Raw genomic sequence first — 17,202 nt, 5'->3', positions numbered from 1 at the left:
CTCGCCGGTGCCGGGCGCGACCCAGGCCTCGCCCTCGGTCACGCACATCACGCAGATCGGGGCGGCGTCCTCGATGCGCACCGACCACGGCGGCTCCATGACCATGCGGAGCAGGAAGGCGCCCCTGGCGCGGGGGCCGTCGAGGAGTCCGGCGAGTGCGTCCATGGGTCAACAGGGTAGGCGGGCCGGTGAGACGGAGACGTAGGGGTGTGAGACGGGGAAGCATGGGCGGCGGGCGCCGTGGGCGGGAGTCTTGACCCATGACGAAGCAGACGAGGAACACGCGGAACGAACAGCACGCGACCGAGCCGGGCGTGAACGAGCAGGGCCCGACCGTCCTGGTGACGAGCGCGACCGGCAAGACCGNNCGAGCGGCTCACGGCGCGCGGGGTGACCGTCCGCGCCGGGTCCCGTTCCGGCTCGACGCCCTTCGACTGGGAGGCCCCGGAGACCTGGGGGCCGGCGCTGCGGGGCGCGGACGCCGCGTACGTGGCCTACTACCCGGATCTCGCCGCGCCGGGCGGGGTCGAGGCGATGGAGACCTTCGGCCGGCTGGCCGCGGAGCACGGCGTGCGGCGGCTGACGGTGCTGTCCGGGCGCGGGGAGCCGGAGGCGGTCGTGGCGGAGGAGGCCCTGCGCGCGGCGGCCGTCGGGGTGGAACTGACCGTCGTACGGGCCTCGTTCTTCGCGCAGAACTTCTCCGAGGGGCTGCTCGCGGAGGGGGTCGCGGAGGGCGTGGTCGTCTTCCCGGCGGGTGACACGGCGGAGCCGTTCATCGATGTGGACGACCTCGCGGACGTGGTCGTCGAGACCCTGACGACGGACGGTCACGCGGGACGCGTGCACGAGCTGACGGGGCCCCGTCCGATCGGGTTCGCGGAGGTGGCGGCGGAGATCTCGCGCGCCTCGGGGCGCCCGGTGGCCTACCGGCCCGCGTCCCGGTCCGAGTACGCCTCGATGCTCACCGGGTTCGGTCTTCCGGCCCCGGAGGCCGGATGGCTCGCGGCCCTGTTCGCGACCCTCCTCGACGGCCACAACGCCTCGGTGACGGACGGCGTGAAGCGGGTCCTCGGACGTGAACCGCGCTCGTTCGGCGCGTTCGCGGACGCGACCTGGGCCGGCGGCGAGGAGGCCTGAGCCCGGGTCACCCGGGTGCCGGCTCAGTCCTGCCGGACGAAGCGGGCGAGGCGGTACCGGGGATCCGCACGGGGACGGTCCTGGTCCGGGAGGGCGGCGAGGGCGGTGGCGAGCGTCTCGACGGCCGCCGCGTCGTCGGGGAACCAAGAGGCGAAGTACCCGGCGCGCAGCTTGCGTACGGTGTCGCGCGGGGTGGCGCCCTGGCCGTGTCCCGTGAAGTGGGTGCCGGGGGTGGGTGCGAGGCCGTGGTCGGCGGCGCACCGGGTGACGAGGTCGGCCCGGTCCGAGGCGGCCCCGGCCGAGCGGTACGGGCGGAGGATCGCGTCGATGTCGCTGCCGACGTCGTGGGCCGCGTCCTTGTCGACGGTGGCGATCAGGACGCCGCCGGGGCGCAGGACGCGGGCGGCCCCGGCGACGATCTCCGCCGTGAAGGGGACGAGGTGCAGCAGCCAGACGGCACTGACCGCGTCCAGGGAGGCGTCGGGGAACGGCAGCCGCCGGGCGTCGGCGCGGACGACCCGGCCGGGTGCGCGTCCGTCGGCGACCCGCAGCATGGCGTGGGCGGCGTCCGCCCCGTAGACGCGCAGTCCCGGCCGGGTGAGCCGTTCGGTGACGAGGCCGGTGCCGCAGGCCAGGTCGAGCAGGGTCCGGGCGCCGGGCGGCACGAGGCTCAGGACGGCCTCGGCCGCGGCGCCGGCCCGGGGTACCCCGCCCCGGGTCCGGTCGTAGTGCGCCGCTTCGGTCTCGTAGTCGAGCAGGGTCTCCGCCATGCCGGCGATCGTACGAGAGGAGCGACCGTACGAAGCGGGAGGCGGGTGACCGTTCGAAGGGCGGCAGGCGGGTGACCGCACGTCAGGCGGCGCCGTGGCCCGGGGCGATCCCCTCCACCCGCTCGGCGAGCCCGAAGTCCTTCTCGGTGACGGCGCCCCCGGCGGAGTGGGTGTTCACGGACAGGGCGACGGTGTTGTAGCCGAGGGTCAGATCCGAGTGGTGGTCGAGCTCCTGCTGGATCCTGGCCACATGGACGACGAACGCGGTCGCCGCGAAGTGGTCGCCGAGCCGGTACTCGCGGGTGAGCCGGTCGTCCTCGACGGACCAGCCGGGGAGCTCCCGCAGTCGGTCCTCGATCTCCTTCTGCGACAGCGGCTGTGTGGGCACGGCGGTGCTCCCTCCGGTCGGGTGGCGCGGGTGACGGACAAGGTCCCCGGGGGAAACTACCCGGGTCCCCCTCTGGGATACCGTCTGGCCATGACAACGGTCGTGAGCGACACGGGAGTGGGCCCCCTGCTGCGCGGTTGGCGTGAGCAGAGGCGGCTGAGCCAGCTGGAACTGGCGCTGCGCGCGGACTCCTCGGCGCGGCACATCTCGTTCGTGGAGACGGGCCGCTCCCGGCCGAGCGAGGAGATGATCCTGAGGCTGGCCGAGCACCTGGAGGTGCCGGTCCGCGAGCGGAACGCGCTACTGCTGGCCGCCGGGTACGCGCCCCGGTACGCGGAGTCGCCGCTCGACGCCCCGCGCCTGGAGGCGCTGCGGGCGGGCATCGAGCAGCTGCTGCGGGGGTACGAGCCGTATCCGGCGCTCGTGGTGGACGGTTCGTACACGGTGGTGGCGGCGAACCGGGGCATCGGGCTGCTGCTGGACGGTCTGCCGGAGCATCTGCTGACGCCGCCGCTGAACGCGATGCGGATCACCCTGCACCCGGAGGGACTCGCGCCCCGGATCCGGAACCTGCCGGAGTGGCGCGGGCATCTGCTGCACCAGATGGAGCGTCAGATCGGGCTGGCCCGTTCGGAGTCGCTGCGGGGGCTGTACGCGGAGGTGAGGGCGTATCCGCCGCCGGCGGGCGCGGTCGACGGGGACGGGCCCGGCGCCCCGGGTCCCGGGGACGTGTACCCGTACTTCGCGCTGCCGTTGCGGATCGAGCACGACGGGCGGGTGCTGTCGTTCGTGTCGTCGATCTCGACGTTCAACACCCCGCTGGACGTGACGGTCGCCGAGCTGGCCATCGAGACGTTCCTCCCGGCCGACCCGGCGACGGTCGATTACCTCCAGTCCCTGCCGCCGTTCAGCGGCTAGCGGCGACGGCCCGCAACGCCGCCCACTGGGCGAGGGCGAAGCCGCCGACGGTGGCCGCCTGCAGGGGGGTCCACACGAGGCCGGCGGTGGTCGGCTCCAGCCAGGCGACGAGGGCGACGATGCTGAGGACGGCCCAGACCGCGTTGATGTCGACGACGAGCTTCACGCCCAGCGCCGGGGGCTGCGGGCGGCTCGCGAGCCAGGCGACGCCGGCGGCGTACACGGCGAGCAGGACGCCCAGTTCGAGCAGGAGGCCCGCGTCGACGCCGAGGAACTCCCCGAGCGGGCCGGAGGCGACGGCGTAGGCGATCCCGTTCGCCCCGGTGACGACGGCGTCGAGGGCGAGGAAGCGGCGCACCGCGGACTGCGGTCGGGTGGTGCGGGCGAGACCGGCGAGCAGGGCCTGGGACATGGCGGATCACCCTCCATGGGGGACGTTCGTGCTGGTGGTGGGTCCGGAGCCCGAGCGGAGTGCGCCGCCCGGGTTCCGGTGTCCACGAGCATGCCGGGCGGCTCGGCTCGGGTCGATTACGTGGGAGGTAATGCGGCCCCGCCCCTGGTCGCCGGCATGTCAGAACGTCTGCGTCAGGGCGTTCCGGTCCGCTTCGCTCAGGTGTGCCGAGTTGGCCGCGCGCACCTCGTTGACGAACCGCTCCGCCTTGGTGGCGAATTCCTGGATGCTGCCTGCCTTGCCGCCCCAGCGGAACTCCATCGGGACGCCCTGCTGGCCGTGGACGGCGCCGGCCATCCGGGGTGACGGCGCGTCGGGCCGGGCGAGGGGCCTGCCGGGCGCGACGGTCCGGAAGCCCGTGTCGCCGCGGAAGAGGGCGCCGAGCAGTTGCCTGGTGCCCGCCATCGGGTCGGCCGCGTTTCCGTGGATCGGTTCGCGGCTCTCGGAGGTGCCCATTCCCACGCCGTAGGCCTGTGTCCAGTAGGCGGGGCTGGTCTGCGGCACGAAGGTGTGGAACCAGTGCGTGATGAGGTCGAGCAGGGCCGGGGGTGCGGTGACGGCCTGGGCGTCACCCAGCGCCGAGCCGTGCACCTGGGCGAGGTCGCCCAGCTTCACCAGGAGCGGGACCGCGTTCTTCGCCGTGCTGGTGGCGCCGAACAGCTGGGTCTGGTTCATCGCGTTTCCGATGACGTACGAGAGGCCGAGACTCAGCAGTCCGTGGATCTGCCGTCGCGGGATCTCCGCCGCTCCGCCGAGCTGTTGCTGGAAGGCGTGATCGTTGAAGAGCGCGTTGATGGACTGGGGTACGGCCGCCGCTGCCTCCCCGCGTGCGCGCAGGGCGTCCACCGCGCCGGGGGCGTTCGCCTCCTCACCCAGCCGGGTGGCCTGCGTGGTGTAGAGGTCCGGCATCCCCGAGGGCAGCACGCCTGCGGTGGCCTGGATGCTCAGGGACAGGGCCATGGCGTTGGTGAACGCGGTGCGCTCCGCCTGCACGGCGTTGTAGATGTCGTCACCCAGCCAGGCCCGCAGTGCCTGATCGGGGAAGCCTGTGAAGTACTGGCTGCCTGGTACGGCGTGCATACCGGCGCTCAGTGGCATGCCGAAGATCTGCTGGATGTGCTGGCTCATGCTCCCGATCAGGCCTGCGAACCGCTGGTTCGACCCCGCTGCCATTTCGTCCACCGGCAGGCTCACGTACTCCAGGTTGCTGACCGACACGTATCCCGAAGGGTTCGCGACGACCCTCTGGTTGCGTTGGAGCGCCGCCTTGGCGATCGCGAGGTACAGGTTCCTTCCATGCCTCTGCAGCGGGTTGTGGTCGGTGGTCAGGAACCACCCGTCGGTCGCCCGTCGGTCGACGACCTCGGTCGCATAGGGGAGACCGCCGAAGAACAGCGTGCTGATGGCGTCCATGCTCTGCGGGTCGACCCCGGAACGGGTGATCAGCCGGCCCGCGTTCGCGGCGTGCTCGTAGCTCGGAGCGCTCACCTCGACCTCGAATCCGACGAGGCGCTGGACCGGCGGGGCCGCCTGGACGGACCCTCCCTTCGTCGCGGGCGGGTGCTCCTGCGCGGGCTCACGCCCGGGCGCGGAGGACGGTGCCGGGCGCGCCATGACTCGGGTGGCGTTGGCTTCGGCTTCCCGTTCGAAGCGGTCGGAGGGGTCGGAGACGTTCAGCCCGCCGCCGTTGTCGGTGCCCGCGACCGGGCCCTGGCGCTGCTGGATCACGTGGGTGAGTTCGTGGGCGAGGGTGTGTCGGTCGGCGCCGCCGTCGCCGACCACGATGTGGCTGCCGGAGGTGTAGGCGCGGGCGCCGACTTCGGCGGCTGACGCCTTCGCCGCGGCGTCCGTGTGCATCCGTACGTCGGAGAAGTCCGCGCCCAGGCGTGCCTCCATGTCGGTGCGGGTGGCGGTGTCGAGTGGGCGTCCGGGGGCGCGCAGGACGTCGTGGACCGCGGACCGCTGCACGTTCCGCGGGTGACCGCAGCCGGCGGAGTGCTGGTGCTGCTCCGGCTGGGCCCAGGAATGGCCGGCCTGGCGGAGCATCTGGACGACGGCGGCGTTTCCGGCGGCGGCGTGCAGGCCGACCAGGCCCGGTGGCAGGTGCCGGGAAGGGCTGCGTGCGGTGTCGGCCGCCTGTTCGGTGCTGGCGTTCTCGTGATCGCGCAAGAGGGTCCCCGGGAGGCTGTGGCGTAGGTGTCTGTCGACTTCTCCTGGATACGTCGGGGAGCACCGCCCACGCCAGGTCCGTCCGGGCAGCGGCGGCTGACCGGAAGGGCAACCCCGAGCCCGGTGACGGCTCTTGGTCGCCGGCGACGGTCACTGATCGACGGGTCACGCGGGCGGGCGGGGCGGTGCGCGGGGGTCGTTCGGCCGGTGGTGGAACCGCGTGTCGCCGGGCCCGGGGCGTGAGTATTGTTCGCGCCGGGGTGGCCGGGAGCGGTCTCCCCGGAGGGGGAGAGAAACATGGCGTGGAACAGGGAACGGGCCCGCATGGTGGCCACCGGGGACGATCACGCGGTGACGCCCGCGGAGCTCTTCTTCGACCTGGTGTTCGTGTACGCGATCACGCAGGTCACCGCTCTGATGGCGGCCGCGCCCTCGCCGGTGCGGGTGGTCGGTGCGATGGTCGTCCTCGCGCTGCTGTGGTGGTGCTGGTGCTGCTTCGCCTGGCTGGGGAACGTCGTGCGGGCCGACTCCGGCGCCCTGTTCGGGGTCCTCGTCACGGTCATGGCCGTCGTCCTGATCGTGTCGCTCGCCGTCCCGCATGTGTTCGCGGACCCTCCGGGCGGGCTGTCGGTGCCCCTGGTGTTCGTGCTCTGCTACGGCGCGGTGCGCGTCCTGCACCTGGCCTCGTACTGGATCTCCAGTCCCGGCGATCCCGTCCTGCGCGCCACCCTGCGCCGTACGGCCCTGACGTCCGTCGTCCCGCCGCTGGTGCTGCTCCTGATCGGCAGCTCGTACAGCGGCCGGGTCCAACTCCTGCTGTGGCTGGGGGCGGTGGCCGTCGACTATCTCGGCATCTTCGTCACCGGTGCCACCGGCTGGCGGGTCAACTCCCCCGGGCACTTCTCCGAGCGGCACGGCCTGATCGTGATCATCGCGCTGGGCGAGTCCATCGTCGCGATGGGCGTGGGCGTCTCCGGTTTCCCGCTCACCTTCGCCGTGCTCGGCGCCTCGGCGGCCGGGCTCCTGCTCTCGGCCGGTCTGTGGCGGCTGTACTTCCGGCAGCTCGGTGAGGCGGCCGAGCACCGGCTCGCCGGTCTCGACGGCGACGACCGCACCAGGTTCGCGCGGGACGTGTACACGTTCCTGCACCTGCCGCTGGTCGCGGGCGTCGTGCTCTGCGCGCTCGGTATGAAGAAGGTCCTCCAACAGGTCGCCGACACCGGCCACTACGGCCTCGCCGAGCCCCTTCACGGGGTCGTCGCCTGGTCGTTGACCGGGGGCGTCGGTGTGTATCTGCTGGGCGCCGCCGCGATCGTGCTGCGCACCACGGGCCGCCGGCCGACCGCCCTCGCCCTGGGCGGGGTGTGCTGCCTGGCGGCGGGCCCGCTCGTCGGTCTCGTCCCGGCCCTGGTGGCGCTCGTGTGCCTCGCCACGGTCACGGCGGCTCTGGTGTGGCTGCACGGGCGGCGCCGGGCGGCGCGGCCGTTCGACGCCGTGGAGGCGGCCTGAGGGAGAGGAGGGGGGAGGGCGGGGCGCCCCCGACGCCGCCGCCTTTCCCGTCCTCCGTCTCAGTACGCCGCCGCCCGGTGCCCGATGAAGGCGCGCAGCCGGGTGGTGTCGGCGGTCGTCCAGCCGGGCGGAGGGAGGACGGCCGCCCAGCCGTCGACGGCTCCGGCGCCGTAGCGGTGACCGTGCGGGGCGTCGACCCCGTACGAGACGGCCATGTCGACGGAGGTCTGCCAGAAGGCGACGAAGGGGAACCAGGTGATCTCGGGGGTGATGTCGGGGCCGAGGGGTTCGTCCAGCCAGGCGGGCTTGCCGAGGAGGAGGTCGGGCGACCACCAGACGACGGGGTCGGAGGCGTTCTGCAGGTAGACCGCGCGCGGGTGTGCCCAGTCGGCGGCCGGGCGGGCGAGGTCGGTCTCGGGGAACTGGGCGAAGCGGATGTGGGCGCCGCCCCGGTACTGGGGGCGCCAGACGGGGCTGCCCGGGTCGCGGTCGCGGCGGATCTCGCGGGAGATCGGGGAGAAGTTCGGGGCGCCCAGCAGGAGGGCTCCGTCGGTGGAGGCGAGGAGCTCGTCGGGGCTGTCGAAGGAGGCCTCGACGGCGTACGCGCCGAGGCTTTCGCCGGTGACGACGAGCCGGGGCCGGTGGCCGGCGGGGAGGGTGTCGAGCCGGGCGCGTACGGCGTCGAGGAGGGCCCGGGTGGCCTGGCCCGCCTTCTCCTTGTCGACGAGGAAGGAGACCCAGCTGGGGAGGTACGAGTACTGGACGGCGACGATCGCGGTGTCCCCCTCGTACATGTACTCCAGGGCCTCGGCGACGTTGGGGTCGACCCAGCCGGTGCCGGTGGTGCCGGCGACGGCGAGCACGGCGCGTTCGAAGGCGCCGGTGCGTTCGAGTTCACGGACGGCGAGCCTGGCCTGGGCGGCGAAGGGGCTGTCGTCCTGGAAGGCGGCGGGCAGCGCGGACGGTATGTAGACACGGACGGGGTCGCGGGCGGGCCGGCCGGTCCAGGCGGCGAGGGTGCCGCGGGTGGGGGTGGAACCGGCGAAGTTGCGGCCCTGGTAGCCGAGGTTCTCCCAGGGGATGAGGGAGCCGGGTCCGCCGGAGACGAGGCGGGAGGCGGGGCGCCGGATGCCGTCCTTGGTCCCGCCGTTGGTGGCTTCGGCGATGCGGTCGGCGATGTCGACGACTCCTCGGTCGAAGACGACGTCGCGGACGCCGACGAGGACGAGGAGGGCGGAGACGACCGCGCCGACGGCGAAGGCGACGGGCCGGGGCATGAGCCGGCCGAGCTGTCGTATCAGCGTGACGGAGCCGAGGCGGACGGCGCGGGCGACGAGAAGCGCGGCGAGCAGCAGGCCGAGGGCGATGAGGGCGATCATCGGCGTGTGCCAGGTGAGGGCGGGCGGGAGCCCCTGGAGGACCCGGAGCTGACGCTGCATCCGGGCGCTCTCGGAGATGAACCAGACGGCGAGGACCGGGCTGAGCAGCCAGTACGCCTGCCAGCAGCGGGTACGGAACCGGGCGGGCGGCCACCACGGGGCGAGGGGTGATGCCGGGCGTCGCGGGCCCGTCCTGCTCGACAGGACACCCCCGAGCGCCCGGCAGAGCCAGGCGAGCCCGGAGCCGAGGGCGTATCCGATGACGGCGGTGATCCCGCCGACGAGGCCCTGGAGGTACCAGGGGCGGGGCACCAGGGACGGGGTCAGGCTCGACCAGAAGAAGACCGTGGCGAAGCAGAGCGCGGTGAGGTCGGGCCAGCGGCGGATGCGGTACGAGGGATCCGGGCGGTCCCAGTACGGGCGCCGTGCGAAGGCGAGGAGCCGGTCGGCGGCGCGGCGCGGGAGGGGCGGACGAGGAGGAGCGCAGTCGGTGGTGTCTCGCGCCGCCCTCCGCTCGTCGCCGGACGCGGGTCCGGCGGACCGATCGGGGCCGGTGTTCCGGTCGGTCGAGGTCATCGGAACACCCTCGTGCCCCCGGACGCCGGTACGCAAATCGGTTTTCGCCGTGGCCCGCGTCGGGGCGTGACGGAGGGTCAGCGGAGGGGTTCGTCCCGGAAGGCGGGCGGCTCGGGTGCCGGGTCCGGGGCGGTCTCGGCCGCCGGGGCGCCGGGTTCGGGCGCCCGGCGGTCGGAGCGCTGGGCACGGGAGGCCTCGGCGCGCAGCAGGGCCTGGAGAACGGCGTACGGGTCGACGGGCATGGCGGAGCTCCTCGTGGTGCGGGGTGATGTCGGGGGAACTGCGGAGAGGCGTGGGCCTCTCAGCAGCGCATCACCACGCACCGGAGCGCGTCGCCGAGCGGGGCGGGGACGGGGGCGTCGGCCGGGGTGCGCCTGTCCCGGGCGCCGCACGGGAGGCGGCGCGGGCGCCGGACCGGGCGGATGCCCGTCCGGTGCCGGCGGGAGCGGCCGGGGAGCCCGGCCTCGGTGCCGGCCGGGTCGTGGGTCTCACCGCTCGGGTCGGACGCCGGGGAGGCGGCGGGCCGGAGTTCGGCCCCGCCGGTGAGCGCGCCGGCCGCCCCGGTGGTGAGCAGCGCGGCGAGGACGAGGAGCAGCACGACCCAGAGGCGCCGACCGGGGGCCGGACAACGGCCTCCGCGCCCCTGTCTCGCGCACCACGGCCTCGCGCGCGCCGGGCGGCCCACCGTGGTGGCGGGCGGCTCGGTGGTCGGCTCGGGCGCGGGGCTCACGGAGATCCGTACTGCCCCGCCGGGGTCCCGACAGGCGTGTCCGGCCCGAGATCCGCCCGAGCGGCCTACGGGTGGGGACCGTGATTCACCGGTTCACCGCACGGGCGGCGATCACGCCGGTCACGACCGGGTCGTCCCCTCCCCCGCGGCCGCGCGCCGCCCGCGGGCCGACATCCCCGCGTACACGAGCACGCCCACGAAGAGGAACAGCACGCCCTGGTAGACGGCCGCGTAGCCGGAGCCCGCGACCAGCCAGAGGGAGAAGCCGAAGGCGGCGAGGGTGAGGACGGTGTCGCGGATCAGACGGGGGCGGTGGACGCGGTCGGACTGTCCGGAGAGGAGGAAGAAGAACTGCGCGGCGGAGGAGAGCAGATAGGGCACGGTGGCGGTGAAGGTCGTGACGAGGACCAGGGTCTCGAAGACGCCCGCGGTGCCTGCCGTGTAGTTGTAGACGGTGAGGAGCGAGGCGAGGACGACGGTCACGAGGACGCCGACGGTGGGGACCCCGCGCCGCTTCCTGGCGAAGACCTTCGGGAAGAGGCCGTCGCGGGCCGCCGCGTAGGGCGTCTGGGCGCTCAGCAGGGTCCAGCCGTTGAGGGCGCCGAGCATGGAGACGAGGGCCATGCAGGCGACGGCCGTGCCGCCCCAGGTGCCGCCGAACATGAGGTTGACGGCGTCCGTGAAGGGGGCGCTGGAGGCGACGAGCCGCTCGTGCGGCACGGTGCCGAAGACGGACAGGGTGGTGAGCAGGTAGAGGAAGGCGGCGGCCAGGGTGCCGAGGACGGTGGCGCGGCCGACGTTGCGGCGCGGGTCGCGGACCTCGCCTGCGCTGACGGCGGCCGACTCGACGCCGAGGTAGCTGAAGAGCAGGATCGCGGCGGAGGCGGAGACGGCTCCGAGTGCGCTCTCGTCCCCGGCGCGGAAGGGCCCGAGGTTGGCGCTGTCGAAGAAGAGGAATCCGCCGACGGCGACGAGCAGCAGCGGGACGAACTTGAGCACGGTCGCGACGATCTGCACGGCGCCGACGTAGCGGGTGCCGGCGAGGTTCGCGAGGGCCGGGAGCCACTGGACGAGGAGCGCGGCGGCGATGGTGGCGGGCTTCGATCCGTGGAGCGGGATCAGCACGTCGAGGTAGCCGACGGCGGCGACGGCCAGGGCGGCGTTGGAGACCCAGGCGGTGATCCAGTACGACCAGGCCGTCAGGAATCCGGCGAAGTCCCCGAAGGCCTCGCGGGCGTAGACGTACGGTCCGCCGGTCGTGGGGTGGCGGTGGGCGAGGCGGCCGAAGACGAGGGCGAGGGCGATCGCGCCGAGGGTGAGGACGCCGAAGGCGACGAGGCTGATGGTGCCGTACGGGGCGACGGAGGCCGGCAGCAGGAAGATTCCGCCGCCGATGATGTTGCCCATGACCAGGGCGGTCGCGACGGGGAGCCCGAAGCGGCGGGAGTGCCTGCCGTCGCCCTCGGTGGCTCCGGGGGTTCCGGAGGCGTCGGTGGTCCCCGGGGCTTCGGTGTCGCTCTGTGGAGTTGTGGTGGCCGTGCTCATGCGGTGGTGCGCCTTCCGTCGTACATTCCGGGTCATCGTCCGGTAACGGCGAACAGGCGTCCAAATCAGTGGTTTTTGTCCTGCGCGACCGGCCCGTCAACCGGAAGAAGTGATTCCGATCCGTCCGTGGACGGCGAAATCTCCAGCGGGACCTGCGGACCCGAGCACTCCCGCAGCCAGCGCCGCAGCACCCGGTGCACCTGCTCCGCGCCGACCAGCTCCTCCCCCGCACCGACCGGCGGCGACAGCTCCGGCGGCGAGAGGAGGAAAGGGTGCGACTGCTCGCCGCCGAGGCCGCCGTGCGAGCCGATCTGCTCCTCGAAGGCGTGCACGGTGCCCGTCGCCGGGTCGTACATCGAGTTGACCATGATGTCCGCCACGTGCGGGAAGCGGTCCGTACGCCGTACCGCCCGGGCCGCGCCCCGGCCGAAGACGGCGAGCGGTCCCCCGTCGTCGAGGTCGGCGACCGGCACCTCCACCCCGTCGCGGGCGAGCACCACCGAGCCGTGCTCGGCGCTCGCCACCAGGACGAAGCCGACTCCCGGATGATGGGCGAGGGTACGGAGCAGGGTCGGATGGCGCCGGTCGATCTCCTCCCGGGTCATCCGGTGCGGCACGTCGGGGAACGAGATGAGACCGAGGTTGCCGGAGGCGAGGACGAGCGGCTCGGAGAGCGGGGCGGGCAGCTCCTTCGCGGTCTCGCCGGTCTCGTCCACCGGCCGGTGCAGAGCGAGGCGCAGCGCGTCCCTGGCCGCGTCCCGCGCCTCCGAACCTCCCCCGGACTCCGTCTCCGGGCGCCCCCTGCGGTTCCTGCGCACCCGGCGCGGCACCGGGAGCCCGCACCCGGCCCTGACCAGGTCCTTGAGCGTCAGCCCGTACGCGCTCTCGAAGGTCTCGCCGGGACTCTGCCCGTGGTCCGAGAGCAGCACGATCCGGTAGGGGCGGGGGGCGTGCTCGGCGACGGTGGCGATCAGCGCGATCGAGCGGTCGAGACGGCGCAGGACCTGGTCGGTGTCCCGGCCGTGCGGGCCCGAGTGGTGGGCCACCTCGTCGTAGGCCACGAGGTCGGCGTAGACGGCGGTCCGCCCGCCGAGCATGTCCCCCATCACCGCCGAGACGACGACGTCCCGCTCCACGACCGTCGCGAAGGCGCGCACGAAGGGGTACGTGCCGCCGCGCGAGACCCGCGGGCTCTCGCGGCGCAGCAGCGCCCGGGTCGACTGGAACACCTCACGCCCGCACTCGGCGACCAGCGATCCGGCGGTACGGACGGCGTTGGCCGGGTCGGAGAAGTACGCGAAGTAACCGGCGCGCGAGCGGTTGCGCGAGCCGCGCCGGGCGGCCATCGACAGGACGAGCGCGAGCTGGTCGGCGCCGCCGCTGAAGAGGTTGCCGCGCGAGGCCCCGTCGACGGTGAGCAGACCGCCGTCCCCGGTGCGGCGGACGGCCCGGCGCTGGAGCTCCACCGCACTGGCCGGGCGGTTCGACACCATGAGCCGGCCGGTGTCCTTCTCGTACCAGCGGAAGGCGGGCACGTCCTCGTTGGAGCCGTGCAGGATGCCGAGCTGGCTCGCGCCGGTCTGGCTGGACCAGTCGGTGCGCCACGGGGTGAGCCGGTGACCCGCGTCGATCCAGGACGCCACCGTCGGCATGAGCCCGTCGGCGACGGCGCCGCGCAGGACGTCGTGGCCGACGCCGTCGAGCTGGAGGAAGACCGTCCCGGGGACCTGCTCGGGCGCGTCGTCCGACGCGCGGGGCCGGGTGCGGCCGGTGAGCCGGTACAGCCGGCGCCGGTAGGCGTCGTCGTCGCGGACGGCGAGCGCGGTGGAGGTGGCGGAGGCGACGGCGGACATGACGGCGGCGACCACGACGGCGGTCTCGGGGTTGGCGGCGCCGCGTCCGTCGGGGATCAGCCAGAGCGCGACGAGCAGCAGCGAACCGTTGAGGAAGAACACGAGCAGACCGAGCACGAGCGCGGGGACGAGCAGCAGGGCCCGCACGATCACCGGCCACACGAGCGCGACGAGCAGGCCGAACGCGCCGGCCGCCGCCGCGGCGGTGAGCGCCGTCCTCGTGAAGCTGTCGCCGCCGGGGGACTGCAGTTCGAAGTCGGGGAGGAGTCCGGCGAGGATCAGCATCGTGAGCGTCGACACCGCCCACACCACGATCACCCGCCCCAGCGCACTGCCCGCGGACCGCCAGCGGTCGGCGCCACCCCATCGCCCGTCACCCACGCCCGCTACACCTTTCACCCGTTTCCTGCCTCAAGCGTGGCACAACGCCCACGATCGGCGGGGAGAACGGGTGACGGCGATCGGCCCGGGTGTGTCAGGTCGTAGGTGCTGACGTAGGTCAGGTCGCGCGTGAAGACGTCCGTGCGGTCGCGCGCAAGACGTACGAGAAGTCGTGCGTGAGGACGTGCGGGCGTGCGGCGTGCGGCCGTGCGGCGTGCGGCCGTGCGGCGGGTCGCCGTGCGCGCGTCGCCGTGCGCGCGGAGGCGACGTCAGCAGCCGTCGTACCCGGCCGTCGGCATCGAGAGCCGCCGGTGGACCCCCGCCTTGGCCGCCGCGTCGTACTCCGGCTCGCACGCCCGCCCGTCGGAACAGGCGGTCTCCACCCTCACCCCGCGCCGCGCACACTCCGCGCGGAATCCGGGCACGGAGGTCAACGCGCGCGCGAGGACCCGCTCGTTGGCGGCGACGAACAGGTCGACCGCCCCCGCCTCCACGTCCGCCCACAGGGCCTCGTGATCGGGCCGGATCCCATAGAACAGCAGCTGGCGGGCGACCACGTACCCCTTGTCGTCGGCCCAGCGCGCGCACAAAGCGTGCTGGCGGCGCGTGTCCACGAGAAAGGGGTCACTGTCCAGCTCTTCGAGCGGGGTGAGGCTGGCGATCGCCGCCACCCGAACGTCGTCCATGGGCCGACCCTACTGCGGGACGGCACGGCCGAACATCCTCCGGCGCCCGCTCCGGACATTTACCCTCGATACGGAGTGAGGGTACGAGCGCGGACATCGTGAACGGCGGTGAACGACGGCCGGAACCCAGGACGACGGAAGGCGGCATGCCGGTGGAGGTCACCTGGTGGGGTCACGCGACCTGCACGGTCGAGGACTCCGGAGTCCGGTTCCTCACCGATCCGCTGTTCGCACGGCGGCTCGCGCACCTGCGGCGGCGGCGCGGCGCCCTGCCGCCGCCCGAGGCCGCGGTCGCCGAGGCCGTCCTCGTCTCGCACCTGCACTCCGACCATCTGCACCTGCCGTCGCTGGCCCGGCTCGCGCCCGGGACCCTGCTCGTCGTGCCGCGCGGCGCCCCCGCCGCCGTACCGGGGCTGCGCAGGCTCGACGGGAACGGGCTGCGGCTCACCGAGGTGGAGCCGGGCGACACGGTGACGGTCGAGGGCGTGACCGTACGGGCCGTGCCGGCGCTCCACGACGGCCGGCGACTGCCGGTGGGGCCGCACCGCGCCCCCGCGCTCGGGTACGTCGTCGAGGGTGCGGCACGGACGTACTTCGCCGGGGACACCGGCCTCTTCGACGGGATGGCGGAGGCGGTGGGCCCGGTGGACGTGGCGCTGCTGCCGGTCGGCGGCTGGGGCCCGTACCTGGGGCACGGCCATCTCGACGCGCGCCGGGCGGCGGAGGCGCTCGCCGAGCTGTCGCCCGCGGCGGCGGTCCCGGTGCACTACGGCACGTACTGGCCGATCGGGCTCGACGGGATCAGGCCGCACGAGTTCCACGCGCCGGGCGACGAGTTCGTACGGCACGCGGCGCGGCTGGCGCCGAAGGTGGCGGTCCATCTGCTCGCGCACGGCGAGCGGGTACGTCCGGAGGTGGCCCGGTGACGCCGGGGACGAGGGGCGGACCGACGGCACGGCCCGGGGGCGGCCGGTGATCCACGGGCTCACCGGGGTCGTGACGGCGGTGCGGGAGCTGTCGCCGGAGTCGACGCAGCAGGCCGTCGGCTATCCCTCCCTGTTCCTCCTCGTGGCGCTGGGCGCCCTGGTGCCGGTCGTACCGACGGGCGCGATCGTCAGCTCGGCGGCGGTGGTCGCCTTCCACCAGACGTCGCCGCTCGCGCTGCTCTTCGTCTTCCTGGTGGCGGCGTTCGCCGCGCTCCTCGGCGACACCGCCCTGTACTGGCTGGGGCAGCGCGGGGTGCGCTCGCGCAACGGCTCGCGGTGGCTCGCCGCGCTGCGGGGCCGGGTGACACCGGACCGGCTCGCGCACGCTCAGGAGCGGCTCGACACGCATCAGGTGTCGGTGCTCGTCCTGTCCCGGCTCGTGCCGGCCGGGCGGATCCCGGTGATGCTGGCGTGTCTGCTGTCGGAGATGCCGCTGCGGCGGTTCGTGCGCGGCGACCTGGCGGCCTGTCTGGCGTGGGCGGCGACGTACCAGCTGATCGGGATCCTGGGCGGTTCGCTGTTCCCGGAGCCCTGGCAGGGTGTCGTCGCCGCGGTGGGCCTCACGGTGCTGATCAGCGCGGTCCCGGGGCTGTGGCGGCGGTTCCGGGGGCCGCGGGCGAAGGTGGGCGGGGTGCCGGAGCAGTAGGCGGCCTCGGGGCACAGGGTGCCGGGCAGGCGGCGGCAGGGCTCGGGATACCGGTACCCGTGATGCCGGGGCAGGCGGGGTCAGGGCACGCCGGGTCAAGGCAGGCGGGGTCAGGGCACGAGCACCCGTGAGCCGCCGATCGGCAGGTCCCACAGGTCTTCGCGGCGCAGCCCGGCCTGCTCCCAGGCGGTCCTGACCCGGGTGAGGGGTTCGAGGACGGGCTCCGAGGACAGCACGAAGGTCGCCCAGTGCATGGGGGCCATCCGCCGCGCCCCCAGGTCCTGGTGGGCGCGGACCGCCTCCTCCGGGTCGGTGTGGACGTCACTGAGCCACCAGCGCGGGTCGTAGGCGCCGATCGGGAGCAGGGCCAGGTCGATGCCCGGGTACCGGCGGCCGATCTCGGCGAACCAGTGGCCGTACCCGGTGTCCCCCGCGAAGTGGACGCGCCGCCCGGACCCGTCGGTGAGCACCCAACCGCCCCACAGGGAACGGCAGGTGTCCAGGAGGGTGCGCTTGGACCAGTGGTGGGCGGGGACGAAGTCGAAGCGCACACCGTCGAGTTCGGCCGCCTCCCACCAGTCGAGCTCGGTGACCCGGCTGAACCGGCGGCGGGCGAACCAGCGGCCGAGGCCGGCCGGCACGAAGACCGGGGTGTGCCGGGGAAGCCGTTTCAGGGTCGGGGCGTCGAGGTGGTCGAAGTGGTTGTGGCTGATGACGACGGCGTCGATGCGCGGCAGGTCCTCCCAGCGGACGCCGACGGGGGTGAGCCGGGCGGGGGTGCCGAAGATACGGCGGGACCAGACCGGGTCGGTGAGGACGGTGAGCCCGCCCATCCGCAGCACCCAACTGGCGTGCCCGGCCCAGGTGATGGCGAGGGTTTCGGGTCCGGCGGGAGGCAGCGGGCCCGGCTCGAAGGGCAGCAGCGGGATGTCGCGGAGGCCTTCGGGGCGGGGGCGTACGGCCCCCTCGCGCGCGAGCCGGGCCAGGGCCCGCACGCCGGGGAGCGGGGCGGTGAGCCGGTCGGCGAAACTGCGGGGCCAGTCGAGGCGGAGCCGCCCGACGGGGTGGAGGACGGGGG

At 74.0% G+C, this 17,202-nt stretch carries 17 protein-coding genes; 5 read left to right on the top strand and 12 right to left on the bottom strand.

Annotated features, from left to right (window positions below; translation table 11 throughout):
• Positions 1–165, bottom strand: a 165-nt coding sequence (locus AOK00_RS00810; protein WP_173861480.1) for a cupin domain-containing protein, incomplete at its 3' end; no start/stop codon positions are given.
• A 203-nt stretch (positions 166–368) separates the two neighbouring features.
• Between AOK00_RS00810 and AOK00_RS39890 the strand changes: the two genes are divergently transcribed.
• The coding region (locus AOK00_RS39890) for an NmrA family transcriptional regulator (protein ID WP_254047197.1) at positions 369–1,137 on the top strand (769 nt) is incomplete at its 5' end.
• Between the two features lie 23 nt (positions 1,138–1,160).
• Here the strand turns inward: AOK00_RS39890 and AOK00_RS00800 are convergent.
• On the bottom strand, positions 1,161–1,907 hold the full coding sequence (locus tag AOK00_RS00800; RefSeq protein ID WP_437441371.1) for a methyltransferase domain-containing protein: 747 nt from the start codon (positions 1,905–1,907) through the stop codon (positions 1,161–1,163).
• An 82-nt stretch (positions 1,908–1,989) separates the two neighbouring features.
• Positions 1,990–2,295 (bottom strand): 4a-hydroxytetrahydrobiopterin dehydratase, encoded by a 306-nt coding sequence (locus tag AOK00_RS00795; RefSeq protein WP_055598393.1) that lies wholly within the window; start codon positions 2,293–2,295, stop codon positions 1,990–1,992.
• A 90-nt stretch (positions 2,296–2,385) separates the two neighbouring features.
• Here AOK00_RS00795 and AOK00_RS00790 point away from each other — a divergent pair, with 90 nt between their 5' ends.
• Entirely contained in the window at positions 2,386–3,213 is an 828-nt protein-coding gene (locus tag AOK00_RS00790) for a helix-turn-helix domain-containing protein (protein WP_055598392.1), read from the top strand.
• On the opposite strand, the gene AOK00_RS00785 is transcribed toward AOK00_RS00790, so the two are convergent.
• Together AOK00_RS00785 and AOK00_RS39885 are read right to left on the bottom strand one after the other, a co-directional pair.
• Positions 3,203–3,625 (bottom strand): hypothetical protein, encoded by a 423-nt coding sequence (locus AOK00_RS00785; RefSeq protein WP_055598391.1) that lies wholly within the window; start codon positions 3,623–3,625, stop codon positions 3,203–3,205. The genes AOK00_RS00790 and AOK00_RS00785 overlap by 11 nt on opposite strands.
• 159 nt (positions 3,626–3,784) lie before the next feature.
• The gene (locus AOK00_RS39885; protein ID WP_254047196.1) at positions 3,785–5,833 is read right to left on the bottom strand and encodes an eCIS core domain-containing protein; all 2,049 of its coding nucleotides are present in this window, start codon (positions 5,831–5,833) and stop codon (positions 3,785–3,787) included.
• A gap of 297 nt (positions 5,834–6,130) precedes the next feature.
• Between AOK00_RS39885 and AOK00_RS00775 the strand changes: the two genes are divergently transcribed.
• A complete protein-coding gene (locus AOK00_RS00775) occupies positions 6,131–7,342 on the top strand; it encodes a low temperature requirement protein A (RefSeq protein ID WP_055598390.1) in 1,212 nt (403 codons plus the stop codon).
• 59 nt (positions 7,343–7,401) lie between these two features.
• Here AOK00_RS00775 and AOK00_RS00770 read toward each other — a convergent pair whose 3' ends face one another.
• The 6 genes from AOK00_RS00770 to AOK00_RS00750 form a co-directional block, all read right to left on the bottom strand.
• The gene (locus tag AOK00_RS00770; protein WP_055598389.1) at positions 7,402–9,297 is read right to left on the bottom strand and encodes an alpha/beta hydrolase; all 1,896 of its coding nucleotides are present in this window, start codon (positions 9,295–9,297) and stop codon (positions 7,402–7,404) included.
• Between the two features lie 77 nt (positions 9,298–9,374).
• On the bottom strand, positions 9,375–9,539 hold the full coding sequence (locus AOK00_RS38880; RefSeq protein WP_159041661.1) for a hypothetical protein: 165 nt from the start codon (positions 9,537–9,539) through the stop codon (positions 9,375–9,377).
• A gap of 59 nt (positions 9,540–9,598) precedes the next feature.
• Entirely contained in the window at positions 9,599–9,895 is a 297-nt protein-coding gene (locus AOK00_RS00765) for a hypothetical protein (protein WP_254047195.1), read from the bottom strand.
• Positions 9,896–10,147: 252 nt separating this feature from the next.
• The gene (locus tag AOK00_RS00760) at positions 10,148–11,572 is read right to left on the bottom strand and encodes an amino acid permease (protein ID WP_055598387.1); all 1,425 of its coding nucleotides are present in this window, start codon (positions 11,570–11,572) and stop codon (positions 10,148–10,150) included.
• A 65-nt stretch (positions 11,573–11,637) separates the two neighbouring features.
• Positions 11,638–13,806, bottom strand: coding sequence for a phage holin family protein (locus AOK00_RS00755; protein WP_055598386.1), 2,169 nt, complete (start codon positions 13,804–13,806; stop codon positions 11,638–11,640).
• A gap of 269 nt (positions 13,807–14,075) precedes the next feature.
• Positions 14,076–14,492 carry a hypothetical protein gene (locus AOK00_RS00750; RefSeq protein ID WP_055598385.1) on the bottom strand — a complete coding sequence of 139 codons (417 nt, stop codon included), beginning with the start codon at positions 14,490–14,492 and terminating at the stop codon, positions 14,076–14,078.
• A gap of 146 nt (positions 14,493–14,638) precedes the next feature.
• On the opposite strand from AOK00_RS00750, the gene AOK00_RS00745 reads away from it, so the two are divergent.
• Positions 14,639–15,418: an MBL fold metallo-hydrolase gene (locus AOK00_RS00745; RefSeq protein WP_055598384.1), complete on the top strand. Its 780-nt coding sequence runs from the start codon at positions 14,639–14,641 to the stop codon at positions 15,416–15,418.
• A gap of 46 nt (positions 15,419–15,464) precedes the next feature.
• Positions 15,465–16,124, top strand: coding sequence for a DedA family protein (locus tag AOK00_RS00740; protein ID WP_055598383.1), 660 nt, complete (start codon positions 15,465–15,467; stop codon positions 16,122–16,124).
• A 110-nt stretch (positions 16,125–16,234) separates the two neighbouring features.
• Here the strand turns inward: AOK00_RS00740 and AOK00_RS00735 are convergent.
• Positions 16,235–17,202, bottom strand: a 968-nt coding sequence (locus AOK00_RS00735) for an MBL fold metallo-hydrolase (RefSeq protein ID WP_055598382.1), incomplete at its 5' end; no start/stop codon positions are given.

The organism is Streptomyces aureus, from assembly GCF_001418135.1.
Lineage (GTDB): Bacteria > Actinomycetota > Actinomycetes > Streptomycetales > Streptomycetaceae > Streptomyces > Streptomyces aureus_A.
The sequence above is the reverse complement of the archived record's forward strand: the minus strand, read 5'-3'. Positions and strand labels throughout refer to the sequence as shown.